Raw genomic sequence first — 16250 nt, forward strand, 5'->3', positions numbered from 1 at the left:
GTACTGCATACTGTGGTGGAGGTACGTTATAGAGTGGGGCCAAAGAAAGGCTGAGGTATGAGCAGAAGTATAACAGTGTTATCGCGTCTTTTTACCGGCGGTGGGCCGGATTGGAAGCGTGAACAGGCTCAGCAATTCGTGGCCCAGTTATCTGCTGGATCCGAGTTAGCGCCAAAGATTGTTGAGGAGACCAGTGGCCTTCAGGTGCCAGATATACCGGTACGAGTTGTTGATCGGGGATGTTGGGCAAAAGTCGCTGTGACATCTATTGAAGCGATGCTTGGCATAAAACGAGACGATAGTAGCAGTAGAAATTCCCAGATTGCTTTTGCGGCATCTGTGCTATCAATGAAAGTTTTAGGGCAGTGGGATCCTTATTCGTCACGCAAATGCGTCTATCTTGTTGCTCCTAATATTGCAGATTTCCAACAGCAATGCGGATTGGATAAAGCGGATTTATCAGTGTGGGTGGCTGTCCATGAGCTTACTCATGTCGCCCAATTTTCCGCAGCTCATTGGTTAGCTGACTATATCGCACATAGAGCACAGGTGCTCTTTGCTGGCGATGAAGATGCTGATGATGAGCAGGTTCTTGATGAGATTACTGCGGTGATGTCTTTACTAGAAGGGCATGCCACATACGTGATGAATCAGGTTCCGCTTTCCGCGATACCCTCACGAGCACAGATGATTGCAGCTATGGTTAACCGGCGGGCTAGCAGTGGCATAATTATGCGGTGGATGAGCAACTTGACGGGCTTGGCGAAGAAAAAACAACAATATGTGCAGGGGCATGAATTTGTGAGTGCAGTTATCGATTCGGTTGGATTGGAAAAATTCAACATGATTTGGCAAGATCCTCGGTTTGTTCCAACAATCGATGAGCTTGCTCATCCGCATCAGTGGATTGGGCGGGTTGTCGGATGAGTGGCCCGCATCATCTAGTGAATACCACCCGCATAGCAGTGCGTGAGGCTCTGACAGAGCATCCGGCTGGTGTTCCGGTCATTGTGGGGGTTTCTGGTGGCTCTGACTCGATGGCCTTAGCTGCTACTGTTGCTTTTGTTGCTCCTAAGCTTGGAATTCCAGTTCATGCGGTGTGCGTGGATCACAGACTACGTCCGGAGTCTGCTGCAGAAGCACGTTTTGTGGTTGACGAATTGCGTTCTCGTGGCGTGATAGTGCATGTTGCGCGGGTAGCGGTTAGTGGAGAGTTGGGGCCAGAAGGTAATGCTCGGGTGGCTCGCTATGATGCTATTGCTGGCTATGCTCGAGAACTTGGTACTGCTCGTCAGCCAGCTTCGGTACTGCTAGGCCATACGCTTAACGATCAGGCAGAGACGGTGTTACTGGGATTTTCGCGCGGTTCTGGTGCGAAGTCGATTGCGGGGATGCCGGCGCGGGGCCACCTGCCTTTGCATTCTGATGTGCCGATGTTACGGCCCTTGTTAGGATTTAACCGCCAGGAATTACGCGTAGTATGCCGTGAAACTAAGGTTGAGTGGATAGAAGATCCCAGCAATGATATCGATGGTCCGTGGCGCTGTGCGGATGGTTCAGCGTTACGTCGTTCGGCAGTCCGTCACAATCTTTTGCCACTGATGGAAGATATTTTAGGGCCAGGGACAATCGCGGCTATTAGCCGAACCGCGGGTTTGCTTCAAGATGATAATCAAGCTTTGGAGTTTTATGCCCGTGCAGAATTTGATCGAGTAGTTCTCTCTCGAAATCCGCTGAGGATTGATTGTTTGTCCTTGGCTCCGGTACCACAAGCGGTTCGACGGCGAGTATTAAAATACGCCATTGAAGAAAGTGGCGTACGTAGTGGTGAACTGGTGTACTGGCATATTGCAAGACTTGATAAACTCGTAACAGATCGGAAGAACAACAGTGGGCTTGATCTGCCTGGGTTGCGTGTCACTCGAGAATCTCACCAGTTGAGGTTTGAGTCTGGCGCACAATCACGGCATCATCCACACGGCACATCTAATCCGGTGACGCAAGCACCGATGGAGGATACATGAGCAACCCTGAAAAGGAAACACCGCAGTCGGGAAATCGTCGCAAGTTAGAAGAATTTAATTCAACTGGGCGGCGGAATCGACGTGGAAGGTTCGCTAAATTATCGGGTCCAGATAAGCAGAAGGATCCGAAAAATTGGCGTACCCGGTGGGAGGAAGCCAAACGACTTGCAGAGAGTGCGGATAAAAAACCGAACAACAAACAGGGCTCTAAAGAGGGATCTAAAAAGCGCCCTAAGCGATCGATTTTTGGTTCCCTCATGATCATCTTCGTATTGGTGTCAGGTTTGATCTGGTTTTTTGCGCCGGGTGGATTCACCACTATTAAGACTTCTGAAGGTGTTGCTATTTTAGAAAATAGCGAGCTGGATAAAGAACGCATCCAGGTAACTGATGGCATCCAAGTTGTTCAGATATGGCTGGACCAGGAGTTTATTCCGCATGATCTTGAGGGGAAGAAGGGTTCTCCAACGAAGAAAGTGCAATTCCAGTTTGTCAATGCGCAAGCGGAAAATGTACAAGATCTAGTTGCTAAAGCTGAAGCGAAAAATGGTTACAATTCGGTTGTTCCGCAGCAGTCCTTCCTCGGATCGCTATTTTCGTTAATGTTGCCATTGCTTATCTTGTTTGGCTTACTTATGTGGATGCTACCTAAGATTCAGCAAGGAAGCATGGGTGCTTTTGGGCGCGTGAAAAAGGATGGTATGGAAGAGGACCGTCCTGATGTTACTTTCGCTGATGTTGCTGGTGCTGATGAAGCAGTTGAAGAACTCAAAGAGATTGAAGAATTTATCGATCATCCAGATAAGTTCCGTAAAATGGGAGCAAAGATTCCGCGCGGAGTTTTGCTCTATGGCCCTCCCGGAACCGGAAAAACATTGCTTGCTAAAGCGGTAGCAGGAGAAGCCGGAGTGCCTTTCTTCCATATCTCCGCGTCAGAGTTCGTTGAGATGTTTGTTGGCGTGGGTGCTTCTCGAGTGCGTGATCTTTTCACTAAGGCAAAGAAGTTGGCGCCATCGATTATTTTCGTCGATGAAATTGACGCGGTTGGACGTAATCGCGGCCAAGGTATGGGTGGCGGAAACGATGAACGCGAACAAACCCTCAATCAGCTTTTGGTGGAAATGGACGGCTTTGATGAGCGTGCGAACGTGATTGTTATTGCTGCTACAAATCGTCCCGATGTTTTGGATCCGGCACTTTTACGGCCAGGGCGTTTTGACCGGCAGATTACGGTGGCTGCCCCTGATTTGAAGGGACGTACCGAAATTTTGAAAGTTCATGCCAAAGATAAGCCTCTAGCAGATGATATCGAATTAGAGTCGATTGCTCGGCGGACGCCCGGCTTCGCCGGTGCTGAACTGGCTAATCTTCTAAATGAAGCTGCACTACTTGCTACCCGGCGGGAGCATGATCGAATCGAAGAAGAAGATCTCGATGAAGCAATTGATCGTGTTATTGCTGGACCACAGCGGCGCACTCAGGTCATGAACGCTGAAGAAAAGCGGATGACTGCCTATCATGAAGGTGGTCACGCAGTAGCAGCTGCTGCTTTGAATCACACTGATCCAGTAACAAAGGTTACTATTTTGCCGCGTGGTCGTGCCTTGGGATACACCATGGTGATGCCGACTGAAGATAAGTATTCGGTCTCGCGCAATGAACTTCTTGACCAATTGGTGTATGCCATGGGCGGGCGAGTTGCTGAAGAAATCGTATTCCATGATCCATCTACTGGAGCTTCAAACGATATTCAAAAGGCTACCGATATAGCCCGCAAGATGGTGATGGAATATGGAATGTCCGCCAAGGTTGGTTCGGTGCGGCTTGTGCCGAACGAATCTGATCCAATGACTCGTCTTGGAGGTGGCGGACAACGCGAATACTCTGAAGAGATGGCTCGTGTTATTGATGAAGAAGTTCGTCTCCTGCTAGACACCGCTCATCAAGAAGCATGGGAGCTGATGATGCAAAATCGTCACGTTCTTGATGCGCTTGCTGCAGTGCTTCTAGAAAAAGAAACAATCTTAGAAAAAGAACTTGCTGAGTTATTTACCCAGATTGTTAAAGCTCCACAACGGCAACAGTGGCTTTCTGCTGAAACACGGCCGGTATCAGATTTACCACCAGTGCCTTTCCCGCAGCAATCTGCCAATGCTGGTCAAGAAGCTGAGATTGATGAACAATCCCATGAGAACAGAGAATAACCATGAGTAAACCAGCGGTACATATCGGTCGTTATGATGAGCAAGAAGTTGTTGACGCTATTGAGCAACTTCTTATCGCAGTAGGTGAAGATCCACAACGCGATGGTCTTATTGATACCCCAGAGCGGATGGGACGAGCCTATAAAGAAATATTTGCTGGACTGGGACAGGATCCGGCAGACGTTTTGAATACGACCTTCGATATCCACCATGAAGAACTTGTTGTGGTGCGAGATATTTCGCTGTATTCGATGTGCGAACACCATTTGTTACCCTTTCACGGAGTAGCGCATATCGGTTACATTCCCGGCGCAGATGGACTTGTTACCGGGTTGTCAAAACTTGCTCGGTTAGTTGAGGGATATGCTAGGCGTCCACAAGTCCAAGAGCGGCTTACATCCCAAATCGCTGACGCGATTATGGAGCGGTTGCGTGCGCAAGGTGCGATCGTCGTCGTCGAAGCCGAACATATGTGTATGTCAATGCGCGGAGTGCGCAAACCTGGCTCACGCACAATGACATCGGCAGTGCGTGGCGTCTTGCGGTCATCTGCAACTCGAGCAGAGGCGATGAGCCTCATTATGGTTAAATAAGGAGCGCGGTTTATGCATCTTATGGGGATCATTAATGTCACCCCAGATTCCTTCTCTGACGGTGGGAAATGGGCTAACGCTCAACAGGCTATCGCCCACGGCATTGACCTGATGGATCAAGGTGCAACAATTTTAGATATCGGTGGTGAATCCACTCGTCCCGGCGCTCAAGCCCTGACATGGGACGAAGAATGGGCACGCATTGAAAACGTTGTTAGCGAGTTAGCTCGTCAAGGAGAATCGCGAGGTGTTGTCATTTCAATTGACACCTACCACTCTCAAACAGCTCGGCGCGCTGTAGCTAGCGGTGCTGGCATCATTAATGACGTCACTGGTGGGGCAGATCCAGATATGTTTGCAACAGTCAGTGAATTAGGGTGTGATTACATCCTGCAGCATTCGCGTGGCAACTCTCAGACGATGAATGCCTTAGCGACCTATCACAATATTGTGGACGATGTTTGTGCAGAACTGCGTGAACGTCGGGATTTAGCTGTGGCTGCGGGGATTTCTCCAGAGCGCATCATTATTGATCCAGGTCTTGGTTTTGCAAAGATGGGCGATAATGATTGGGATATCCTGGCTGGGATTGATCAGTTCAACGCCTTAGGTCACCGAGTATTAGTTGGCGCTTCACGCAAACGTTTCATTGGCCGGCTGGTCGGGGATGACAGCGCTGATCGAGACGTTTCCACAGGTGTTATTTCAGGATATTTAGCTCAACACGGTGTATGGGCTGCACGTGTGCATAACGTTCGCTCCTCAGTAGCGGTTCTTGCTACGCTAGAAAAACTTCATCAGCATACTAACGTGCGGTAAAACAACGAGGGAGGTGCGCAGTGGCTCTCAATGATTCGATTCGACTTACTGGGATTCGCGCGTATGGAACGCATGGCGTATTAGATTACGAACACAGTCAGCCGCAGGAATTCGTCGTCGATGTTGATCTGTTGGTTGATACCGATCGTGCAGCTCAAACTGATGATATTGCTGATACGATCAGTTACGCCGATGTGGCCGATAAAGTTGTGGCGCAGATCCAAGGCGAACATTGCAATCTGATTGAAACACTGGCCCATCGTATTCTCACTGCGATTATGGATGCGCGGATTGTTAGCGCTGAAGTAGTTGTTCATAAACCACAAGCACCGATTCCACATCAATTCGGTGATGTTTCGGTGTCGATTATGCGTGAAGGTCCGCTTTTTAGTGAACAGCCACGCAAATATGTGATTGCTATTGGTTCGAATTTAGATAATCCAGAAGAACACGTTCGCCGAGCAATTGCAGAACTGTCGGATTTTGGTGAGTGGGTTGATGATGTGTCTTCGTTGTATCGCAGTGAGCCACAATTAGCACCGGGTCAAGAAACACAACCGGATTATATTAATGCGGTTGTGTCGATTACGTCTTCCACTCCGCCAATGGCGATGCTCAATTTTTTGAATATGGTAGAAGAAGCTCACGGTAGGGAACGCAGTGAACGCTGGGGTGCACGTACGTTAGATTTGGACATTATTGATGTTTCTGGTGTTACCTCAGATTATTCAGTTTTGACCTTGCCGCATCCACGGGCCCATCAACGTCGATTCGTTCTTGAACCGTGGCTAGAGATTGATCCAGATGCCCACCTCAACGGTGTTAGTGTGCGGGGACTTTTAGATAAAGTGCTCGATCAACGCGTGATTAAAGTTGGGTTTGGCGATGGAAGCTGACAAGCGCAATGAGTTAGAGCCAACCTCGTGGCTATGGTTAGCTACGGTTGTTATCGTGAGTGCGGCGGTGTCATTCTTTGCCACAGACGCGTGGTTGGGATATGGGAACTTGCCACCGCTTTTCCCGGTGTTTACTTTCCTTGTTCCTCTCCTAGTTACTATTTTCATGCTGTGGCAGGGCTGGCGGGTGCGTTCGTATCGTAAAGGCAACCGGATGCTCAGCATGCTTAGCGCCGCGCGGATCTGGCTGCTTTCCCAGGCCGTGTCGCGTACTGGAGCGATAACATCAGGTTTGTGTGCCGGGGTAGTAGTGAGCTATCTGCGCTATTCACATTCGGACGTTATGATCGATCAAGCGATTATCGTCAGTAGTGCGGGTGTGGCTTCGATGCTCATGATGGTTGCCGGGATGATTGCCGAAACATGGTGTAAGAATGATGACGACGATGAGCCGGTACCACCAGCAGCGGCAGCATAAGTTTTATCTCTTTTAACGAGAAAACCTATTATAGGATGTGGGTATGCGTAATCGTTTATTAGCAGGCACTGAATTTCAGTCGGTAGATCCGGCCTTCGTCAAAGTAACATTTATCCGCCATATTCTTTGGTGGATATTAGTAGGCATCAGCGTAGGTGCGGCCTTTTATTTCTTTGTCGATGATGTTTCTAGCTGGTTCGGTATTATTAGTTTAATCGTGGTTGGTGGTATTGCGATAGGCGCTATTTGGGACGTGTGGCTTGCGGTTCGCCGGGCTCAAGCATTGGGATATGTGGAGCTTGAAGAGGAGCTCTTGATACGCAAAGGGATCATGTTCCAAGAAGTCACGATGGTTCCCTATGGCCGGATGCAACAAGTAAATCTCGCTACCGGACCGTTATTGAATGCTTACGGTTTAGCATCTGTAGAATTGATTACCGCGTCAGCCGGATCAGATGCGTCCATTCCGGGTTTACCGCTTGCTGAAGCTGAACGGTTACGGGAAAAGCTGACGCGGATGGGCCAAGCGAAACTGGAAGGCTTGTAATCCATGGCAGGCAAGCAAGCTTTAGGTGAAAAAAGTGTACCGGCAGGTGCCTGGCGAAAATTCCACAAGGTGACGCCACTGGCAGACGCCGGAAGTTTTTGGCTCGCGCTTATTGCGGGTGCGTTCTATATTGTTACCCAATGGATTGAAGATGCGTTCAATAATATTGGGTTATATATCGAGCTTATTACCCCCTTCCGGCTGGCTGTTGGCATTGGTATCTTACTTGGCGTCACATTGATTTTCCTTGGCATCGGCACAATCATGTGGCGATATAAGTCGTATGCGATTGTGCCGAGCGGAATCCACTATCGCAACGGTGTGTTTATCAAGCAATATCAGCATGTGCGCTGGGATCGGATCCAGTCAGTTGAGATAGAACAGAAGCTTTTCGCCCGTATTTTTGGTTTCGGTGCAGTCAAGATTGATGCGGCTGGTTTTAATGAAGATCCAGTGGAGCTCGGATTGCTTCGCCGTGACAAATGCGAAAGACTGCGCCAAGAAATTCTGACCGGCTTGGCTGATGCGCGAACAGGCAAGGATATCACCACCCAAGACGTATCCCAAGCGTCGGTAGTAACACCTGTTGATGAGCATCAGGTCTATCAGCTTTCTACTAAGCGGCTTGTGGGATCGACTGTTCTTACTGGCCATGCTTGGTTTGCCTTTGCTGGTTTGATTTTGGCTGCTGTTTGGCAGTTTGTTTTTGACAGTGGTTTCTCCATTGGTTTTCTTTTGGTTATTTTGGGTTCCGTGGTTAACTCGATCCAATATGTTTCGAAGTCGTACGGCACTACATTATTTGTTGCTGAAACTGGGCTGAAATCTCGGCGCGGGCTAACAAAACTGGTAACTCGATCGTTACCGCCTACTCGAATCCATGCGGTGAGTATTAACCAGCCGTTACTTTGGCGACGTTTTGACTGGTGGCAGATTCGCGTCACGATCGCTGGTGAATCTATATCGGATGCGGTGGAAAATGGGAATATGTTCGTACCATGTGCGAGCAAGGAAGAGGTCATGCGGATTTTGGCCACTATTTTCCCGACACTCGGGACTGATAATGACGCATTGTTGTTGCATGAGCTGTTGTATCGCCGCGGTGAGAACCGCTATGTTCGCACTCCTCCGAAGCGGGCGCAATGGATTGATCCGATAGCTGCAAGAGTAGGTGGATACTATGCTAATGTCGATGTTTTTGCGATTCGGTGCGGTAGGTTCTGGCGCCAAGTACAATTGATTTTCCAAGACCACACTCAGTCAGTTGCCATTTCTCAAGGCCCACTGCAACGCATTTTGGGACTGTCATCGCTTAATATTCATCTTCTTGCTGGACCTTGTGATGGAGTGGTGAAGAACTTTGGGCTTGACGATATGCATCAATTATTACGCGAACAAAACCAGTTAACGAAGCAAGCCCGCACTATTGAAGTCAGTGAGAACATTGAAGAATGGAAGACACGGCTAGGGCTGACCACACAAACCCGGGAGCATACTCATGGAGAATAAAACTGGCCGATTAGGCGTAGGTATTATTTCAGCAGGGAAAGTTGGAGCTGCCCTTGGTGCGGCATTGCGCGGTGCCGGGCATCAGATTATCGGTGCTTATGCAACATCCGAAGCAAGCATTGATCGGTTAGAGACGCTGCTTCCAGGTGTTCCGGCGCTTGATGTTCGCACCATTGTGGAACGCAGCGAGGTTGTTTTGTTGGCTGTTCCCGACGACGAACTTGCCGGCATCATTTCCGGTTTAGCGAAAAGTGGCTCTTGGCATTCTGGGCAATTACTGATCCATGTGGCAGGCCGTTTCGGCACCCAAATTTTGGCGCCGGCGCTAGCCCAAGGCGCACTCGGTATCGCGATTCATCCAGCTATGACGTTCACCGGCACAACGTTGGATGTGACACGATTGCGTGGATGTCCATTCGCGGTAACAGCTCCGAGGATGCTTCAACCTATTGGGTTGGCGTTGGTAGGTGATATGGGTGGCGAAGGCTTTATCGTTGCGGAAGGCGATAGGCCGTTGTATCACGCAGCCCTTGCGCATGGAGCGAACCATGTTGTGACGGTTATTGCTCAAGCTACCCGGTTGCTTAATAGTATCGGATTAGATGCGGAGTATATGCGTCCGTTACTTACTGCCGCTGTTGAAGGCGCAATTAGTTCGGGAGAAGCATTACAAACTGGGCCGGTTGTGCGTGGCGATGCTGGAACAGTGGCCGAACATATCGTCACATTGACAACTGTTGGCGAAGAAGATCCGGAACTGGCTGATGTAGCACCAGCTTATCGGGCACTTGCTCACGCAACTGCGGAGCGTGCGTTGGCTCGCAGAGTTATTACTCAAGATGCGTTTGATGCGATTGAGAGTAAACTCTAATCCGGCAATAGTTACTACAGCGTAGGAAAGATCGCACGGTAGATCGGAGAAACGATGATTATCGCTACCACCCCAGCAGAACTTCTTGCTGCCCTCAAACCATTGACTGGACGTATCGGGTTAGTGATGACGATGGGTGCGCTTCATGAGGGACATTTGTCATTAGTTGAGGCGGCTCGTCAAGAGTCTGATCACGTCGTCGTCTCTATATATGTCAATCCGCTTCAATTTGGTCCGGGGGAAGACTTCGATGCTTACCCGCGTGATCTGGAAGGTGACGTGGCAAAGTTAGAAGGTGTCGACGTCGTCTTTGCACCCACTGACGAAGCTATGTATCCGCGCACTCCGCTGGTACGTATCGATCCGGGCCCAGTTTCCACAATTTTGGAAGGTAAGACGCGCCCGACTCATTTTGCTGGTGTGCTTCAAGTTGTGCACAAGGTCTTTAATCTCGTCCGTCCGCACGCTGCATGGTTCGGGCAGAAAGATGCTCAGCAGTTGGCACTTATCCGCACGATGGTTGCGGATTTGAATATGCCGTTGGAGATCAAATCGGGGCCGATTAAGCGTGAGCCGTCTGGTTTGGCGATGTCTTCCCGAAACAGCTACCTTTCAGATATTGAAAAGGAGCAGGCGTTGGGGTTGTCGCAAGCTCTTGCGGCCGGTAAACGGGTAGCAGATAACGGTGGTAGCCCAATGCAGACTTTGGCAGCTGCCCGAGAATCGTTAGCTCATGCTCCGGGAGTAAAGATGGATTATCTCGAGCTTGTTGATCGTGATACGTTCATGGAACTAACTGGCAGTGGTAAGGGGTTGCTTGTTACTGCCGCATGGGTGGGTACTACCCGGCTCATTGACAACTTGGAGGTTCTCATTGGCTAAGACACGTCTGCGTAAGATGGTGACTGGAAAGATCCATCGTGCAACGGTGACCGGCGCTGAGTTGCATTACGTTGGATCGGTTACTATCGATGCTGATCTGCTTGACGCGGCTGACATCTTGCCCGGTGAAGCGGTTGATATTGTTGATGTTAATAATGGTAATCGGCTTACCACGTACACGATTCCAGGCGAGCGCGGCAAGGGAGAGGTTATCCTGAATGGAGCCGCTGCTCATTTAGTGTCAGTAGGGGATCTCGTTATTATCATGTGCTATTCGTTGCTTGACGACGAAACTGCGCGCACTATTGAACCACATGTAGTGTTTGTCGATAGTGAAAATAAGCCGATTGAGATCGGCACTGAACCAGGCCAAGTCCCGCCAGGAACGCCCGGGCTCTACTCCTCAGGCGTGCCGTTTGACCAGGTGCGTTAATTCGCGCTCCATCTCACGTCCGATTCGCTGAATAAGCTCACGTTTTCCTTGTAATCTTAAAGGGTGAATATGAACGAAAATAATACTCCATCTGTTGCTGACGATACCTCGGATCAGATCCAGGTTCGTAAAGATAAGCGTTTGCGTCTTTTGGCGGAAGGGCGGGAAGCCTACGCCGCTGAGTTGCCTATTACGTCATCGATTTTGCAGGTTCGCGAAAGTTATGTTGTTGCGGAGGTGGATGCGGAAGGTAACGTCGTCGCGCCATCTGATCACAACGCACGGTTATTGACTCCCGGTGAAGAAACTGACGATATGGTTGGTCTTGCTGGCCGAGTCATGTTTATGCGACCATCGGGCAAGATTGCGTTCACTGTTTTGCAAGACGGTGCGGGCAACCGGCTTCAGGTTATTTTTTCGCTTGCCAATGTTGGTAAGGAGGCCTTTGATGCGTTGAAGGCCGACGTCGATCTCGGAGATTTTGTTTTCGTTCATGGGCACGTTGGAACATCGAAGCGTGGTGAGCTGTCGATTTTCGCACACGAGTGGCAGATGGCGTCAAAGGCTATTCGCCCACTGCCTAAGACGTTTACTACTGCCGACGGCGTGGAGATGGTATTGAGTGAAGAGTCGCGGGTGCGTGCTCGTCACCTTGATTTGATTACTCGCCAGAGCGCTCGCGATATGGTGCGGATTCGTGCGAAGGTTATGCGGTCATTGCGTAAAACTTTCGAAGAAGGCGATTATATCGAGCTGGAAACGCCTATTTTGCAGGCTTTACATGGTGGGGCGGCAGCTCGTCCGTTCATGACGCACATTAACGCCTATGATCAAGATCTTTATTTGCGTATTGCTACTGAATTGTACTTAAAGCGTGCAGTTGTTGGTGGTGTTGATCGGGTTTATGAAATTGGAAAGAACTTCCGTAATGAGGGTGCGGATTCGTCCCATTCTCCAGAATTTACTGCGCTAGAAGCATACGCGGCCTATGGTACATATGACACGATGGCTCGGTTGACTCAAGATTTGGTGCAGAACGCGGCTCGTGATGTTTTCGGTTCGACGACGGTGACGTTGGTTGATGGTACCGAGTATGACTTGGGAGGCGAATGGGATTCCATTACGCTTTATGAATCACTTTCTGAAGCTGTTGGCGAAGAAATTACGGTGGATACTCCGCGCGAGCGTCTTGTAGAACTTGCTGAACAACATGGAATCAAGGTTAAGGATTATGCTGTTGCTGGCAAGATCGCGGAAGATATCTGGGAAGAGCTTGTTGGCGATAAGCTGTGGGCTCCAACGTTCGTGCGTGACTTCCCAGAAGATACCTCACCATTGACCCGTAATCACCGCACTAAGCCTGGTTTAACGGAGAAGTGGGATCTGTATATTCGTGGTGTAGAAACAGCTACTGCTTATAGCGAGTTGGCTGATCCGGTTATTCAGCGCGAGCGTCTGACCCAACAGTCACTTGATGCTGCCAACGGTGATCCGGAAGCTATGCAGCTCGATGAAGACTTTATTGAAGCTATGGAGCAGGGTTTCCCACCGGCTGGTGGTATGGGCATGGGTATTGACCGTTTACTCATGGCTTTGACCGGTCTTGGTATCCGAGAAACTATTCTTTTCCCGTTTGTTAAGCCGCGTAGTTGATCACAAGCTAGAAGTGTGGCCCGGAGATTGATTTCCGGGCCACACCTACATTCAGATCAGAATTTAGTTGTCAATTTTTTCGACGTCTTCATCAATCCAATCGAAAGTGCGGGTTACGGCCTTCTTCCATAGACGCATCTGACGCTCACGCTCAGCAACTGGCATCTTAGGCGTGAAGCGCTTGCCTTCCTTCCAGTTGGCGATAACGTCGTCTTCACCATTCCAGAAACCAACTGCGATACCAGCTGCGTAAGCGGCACCAAGCGCAGTTGTTTCGGCAACTTCAGGTACCACAACGTCAACTCCAAGCAGGTCTGCCTGGAATTGCATAAGGGTATTGTTTGCTGTCATACCGCCGTCGACACGTAGCTCAGTGAGGTCAGCAGCGGAATCAGCATTCATTGCCTCGAGCACTTCAGCTGTTTGGAAGGCAGTAGCCTCCAGGACTGCGCGAGCCAAGTGTCCCTTGTTGTTGAATCGGGTCAAACCAACGATTGCACCGCGCGCGTCGTCCTTCCAGTAGGGGGCAAATAGGCCAGAGAAGGCTGGAACGAAGTAAACACCGCCGTTGTCTTCAACGGTTTGAGCAAGAGCTTCGATTTCTGGTGCCGTATTGATGATACCGAGGTTGTCTCGCAGCCACTGAACGAGAGAACCAGTGACGGCGATTGAACCTTCAAGAGCATACACTGGCTTTTGGTCACCAATCTTGTAGCATACGGTAGTGAGCAAACCGTTTTCGGAGGTAACTGCTTCATGTCCAGTGTTGATAAGCATGAAGCAGCCAGTTCCGTAAGTATTCTTTGCCATGCCCTTTTGGAAGCAGGCCTGGCCAAAGGTTGCTGCCTGTTGATCGCCCAGAATTCCAGAAATTGGCGTATCGATAAGGAGGGAGTTCTTTGCGCCATGACCATAAACTTCGGACGAGGAACGAATCTCTGGCAACATGGACATTGGAATACCCATATCCTTACAGATTCCCTCATCCCAGGTCAGTTTGCGAACATCCATCAGCATGGTACGTGACGCGTTAGTGACATCGGTGGCATGAACGCCGCCATTGACGCCACCAGTAAGGTTCCATAAAACCCAGCAGTCGGTGTTGCCAAACAGGAGATCGCCGGCTTCAGCCTTTTCCCGAGCGCCTTCGACATTGTCCAAAATCCACTTAATCTTCGGCCCAGAGAAGTAGGTTGCTAGGGGAAGACCACAGATATCCTTGTACTTGTCTGGGCCTTCGTCGCCAGCGAGTTCCCGGACGATAGCGTCGGTACGGGTGTCTTGCCAGACGATTGCGTTATAAATCGGTTCGCCAGTGTTCTTATCCCACACCACCGCAGTTTCGCGCTGGTTCGTGATACCTACTGCCGCGATTTCGTGGCGGTTAATATCTGCCTTGGAAAGAGCTTGACCAATAACTTCACGAATGTTGTCGCGAATTTCAATAGGATCGTGTTCTACGAGGCCAGCCTTGGGGAAGATCTGCTCGTGCTCTTTTTGGCCAACCGAAACAATTTCTCCAGAATGGTTAAAAATAATAGCGCGAGAAGATGTCGTGCCTTGGTCGATTGCGATAACATACTTTTTCTCAAACATTGTATTCCTTAAGTGTTAGAGCTGTTGGGCAACGTAGTCGTCCCCCAACAGCATTGATGATTTATAGACCGGCGAGGTTAAGTGCGTTGGCGCCGAAGAGGACACCAGCTAAGACGCCACCGATGATTGGGCCAACAACTGGGACCCAAGCATACTGCCAGTCAGAGCCGCCTTTGCCTTTAATCGGCAAAATCGCGTGCATAATACGTGGGCCCAAATCACGAGCCGGGTTGATAGCGTATCCAGTAGGACCACCAAGAGATGCACCGATAGAAACAATAACGATGGCGACGGCGAGCGGACCGAGTGCTGTTTGTGTTGTTCCGTTGATAATTACCCACACTACGAGGACGAATGTGCCAATAATTTCGGTGATGAGATTGGACGTGTAGTTGCGAATTTCCGGGCCAGTGGCGAATGTGCCAAGAATTTCTGCTTGGTTCTCATGGACAGTGTAGTGGTCCTTGTACGTGAGCCATGCTAGGGTTGCGCCGATCATTGCGCCAACCATTTGTCCAAGAATGTAGGCGGTGATTGTGGAAGCGTCTACTGGGATGCCGGGCATGAACTCTTCAGCGCCGGAAGCGGCAATACCGAGAGTAACTGCCGGATTGAGGTGACCGCCAGTTTTCCAGGCGCCGTAAACGCCGATCATAACTGCGAAACCCCAGCCAAAGTTAATCATTAGCCAGCCGGTTCCTTTACCTTTTGATTTGGTAAGCAAGTTCGTGGCAACAACGCCAACGCCCAGCAAAATCAATAGGGCAGTACCTAATGTCTCTGAAATAAAAATGTCATAGAAGGACATAATTTCCTACCTTTCTTCGTCCGCGCCATTGCGGAGAGTGCGATGACACATGCGGATATGTAATCCAGCACACACCCCTACTCTTCCATAAAAGAGGTAGATACGTAAAGTGGAATATGTGGGTGCACGGATGTGCAGAAAAGAAATTAGAAAACGGGCATTATTGCGCGATTTTGTGGGGGAAAGATTCCTTCACGTGCGTGATGTTAGCGCTGTCGGGTTTGTAAAGTGGATGCTTCGTGGCCTTAGAGAGACCAGCGTTGAGCGGCTAACATTTGCGTCAGCACTTCTTGAGCTTCAGTATACGAAACTTTGCGAGCCCCTTTGGCCTCTAAATCACGATACATTTGCGGTTCATGGAAAAAATGAGCAATACCTCGCCGAAGGAGGTTAGGTAAAGGTTTGCGAGCTTCGTCAAGATCACGCATTAACCGGAACCAAAACGTTTGCACCCGGGGGCGTGCAATACACAAGGCGTCAGCTAAAATACCTTCTTTTTGTAAATCGTCAACAATCTCAGCAGCAAAAATACCTTCAGCTAACACGTGACGGCGGCCATCCATACTCAACGTCCGTTCGCTGACCCGAGAATTAGAAGGCATATCGTAAATTGGAACGGTTGTCTCACCTTTTGTGCACAACTCCACCAACGCATTAACTGCACCTTCACGATCCCAGGTGGCAGGTGAATCCCAATCAACCATGCCATGCCGGCGTGGCAAACCCGGACGATCACCGTCGTAATAAAAATCGTCCAAAGATACAACTGGCAACCCGGTACGTGACGTAAAACGAGTCTTACCACTGCCAGAGGGGCCAGTTACCAAAATAACCTTCGCATGAGGTACACGCTGAGCGCTTTCTGGAAGGTCAAATAAGCCATCGTTACTAAGTGGGGTGGACATGCAATCCAGTTTACAACCAACTGCACCCCGTC

The 16250-nt window shown here is 49.7% G+C and carries 16 protein-coding genes; 13 read left to right on the forward strand and 3 right to left on the reverse strand.

What is annotated here, in order from left to right; all coding sequences use genetic code 11:
* Positions 1-57 precede the first annotated feature (57 nt).
* The 13 genes from HC352_RS01215 to lysS all read left to right on the forward strand — a co-directional run bounded on the left by HC352_RS01215 (position 58) and on the right by lysS (position 12909).
* Positions 58-927, forward strand: coding sequence for a zinc-dependent metalloprotease (locus tag HC352_RS01215; RefSeq protein ID WP_168917215.1), 870 nt, complete (start codon positions 58-60; stop codon positions 925-927).
* Positions 928-944: 17 nt separating this feature from the next.
* The gene (gene tilS, locus HC352_RS01220) at positions 945-2024 is read left to right on the forward strand and encodes a tRNA lysidine(34) synthetase TilS (RefSeq protein ID WP_168917216.1); all 1080 of its coding nucleotides are present in this window, start codon (positions 945-947) and stop codon (positions 2022-2024) included.
* Complete coding sequence (gene ftsH, locus HC352_RS01225; RefSeq protein WP_247645205.1) at positions 2021-4228, forward strand: ATP-dependent zinc metalloprotease FtsH; 2208 nt, start codon at positions 2021-2023, stop codon at positions 4226-4228. Before tilS ends, ftsH begins: the two co-directional genes overlap by 4 nt.
* Before the next feature lie 2 nt (positions 4229-4230).
* The gene (gene folE, locus HC352_RS01230) at positions 4231-4821 is read left to right on the forward strand and encodes a GTP cyclohydrolase I FolE (protein WP_168917217.1); all 591 of its coding nucleotides are present in this window, start codon (positions 4231-4233) and stop codon (positions 4819-4821) included.
* A 12-nt stretch (positions 4822-4833) separates the two neighbouring features.
* On the forward strand, positions 4834-5640 hold the full coding sequence (gene folP / locus HC352_RS01235; RefSeq protein WP_168917218.1) for a dihydropteroate synthase: 807 nt from the start codon (positions 4834-4836) through the stop codon (positions 5638-5640).
* A 20-nt stretch (positions 5641-5660) separates the two neighbouring features.
* The gene (folK, locus tag HC352_RS01240; protein ID WP_168917219.1) at positions 5661-6536 is read left to right on the forward strand and encodes a 2-amino-4-hydroxy-6-hydroxymethyldihydropteridine diphosphokinase; all 876 of its coding nucleotides are present in this window, start codon (positions 5661-5663) and stop codon (positions 6534-6536) included.
* The gene (locus HC352_RS01245; protein WP_168917220.1) at positions 6526-7014 is read left to right on the forward strand and encodes a DUF3180 domain-containing protein; all 489 of its coding nucleotides are present in this window, start codon (positions 6526-6528) and stop codon (positions 7012-7014) included. Before folK ends, HC352_RS01245 begins: the two co-directional genes overlap by 11 nt.
* Before the next feature lie 43 nt (positions 7015-7057).
* Positions 7058-7561 (forward strand): PH domain-containing protein, encoded by a 504-nt coding sequence (locus HC352_RS01250; protein WP_168917221.1) that lies wholly within the window; start codon positions 7058-7060, stop codon positions 7559-7561.
* Positions 7562-7564: 3 nt separating this feature from the next.
* Positions 7565-9070, forward strand: a complete 1506-nt coding sequence (locus HC352_RS01255) for a PH domain-containing protein (protein ID WP_168917222.1) — start codon at positions 7565-7567, stop codon at positions 9068-9070.
* A complete protein-coding gene (locus HC352_RS01260; RefSeq protein ID WP_247645206.1) occupies positions 9060-9941 on the forward strand; it encodes a Rossmann-like and DUF2520 domain-containing protein in 882 nt (293 codons plus the stop codon). The genes HC352_RS01255 and HC352_RS01260 overlap by 11 nt, the downstream gene beginning before the upstream one ends.
* Positions 9942-9995: 54 nt before the next feature.
* Positions 9996-10823, forward strand: coding sequence for a pantoate--beta-alanine ligase (panC, locus tag HC352_RS01265; RefSeq protein WP_168917223.1), 828 nt, complete (start codon positions 9996-9998; stop codon positions 10821-10823).
* A gap of 16 nt (positions 10824-10839) precedes the next feature.
* Positions 10840-11256 carry an aspartate 1-decarboxylase gene (gene panD, locus HC352_RS01270; RefSeq protein WP_168918553.1) on the forward strand — a complete coding sequence of 139 codons (417 nt, stop codon included), beginning with the start codon at positions 10840-10842 and terminating at the stop codon, positions 11254-11256.
* Between the two features lie 69 nt (positions 11257-11325).
* Complete coding sequence (gene lysS / locus HC352_RS01275; RefSeq protein WP_168917224.1) at positions 11326-12909, forward strand: lysine--tRNA ligase; 1584 nt, start codon at positions 11326-11328, stop codon at positions 12907-12909.
* A 63-nt stretch (positions 12910-12972) separates the two neighbouring features.
* Here lysS and glpK read toward each other — a convergent pair whose 3' ends face one another.
* The 3 genes from glpK to HC352_RS01290 form a co-directional block, all read right to left on the reverse strand.
* Positions 12973-14505 carry a glycerol kinase GlpK gene (glpK, locus tag HC352_RS01280; protein ID WP_168917225.1) on the reverse strand — a complete coding sequence of 511 codons (1533 nt, stop codon included), beginning with the start codon at positions 14503-14505 and terminating at the stop codon, positions 12973-12975.
* 61 nt (positions 14506-14566) lie between these two features.
* Positions 14567-15313: an MIP/aquaporin family protein gene (locus HC352_RS01285; RefSeq protein ID WP_168917226.1), complete on the reverse strand. Its 747-nt coding sequence runs from the start codon at positions 15311-15313 to the stop codon at positions 14567-14569.
* A gap of 245 nt (positions 15314-15558) precedes the next feature.
* Complete coding sequence (locus tag HC352_RS01290; RefSeq protein ID WP_168917227.1) at positions 15559-16218, reverse strand: uridine kinase family protein; 660 nt, start codon at positions 16216-16218, stop codon at positions 15559-15561.
* Between the last annotated feature and the right edge of the window lie 32 nt (positions 16219-16250).

Source organism: Arcanobacterium buesumense (assembly GCF_012563545.1).
Taxonomy (GTDB): Bacteria; Actinomycetota; Actinomycetes; order Actinomycetales; family Actinomycetaceae; genus Arcanobacterium; species Arcanobacterium buesumense.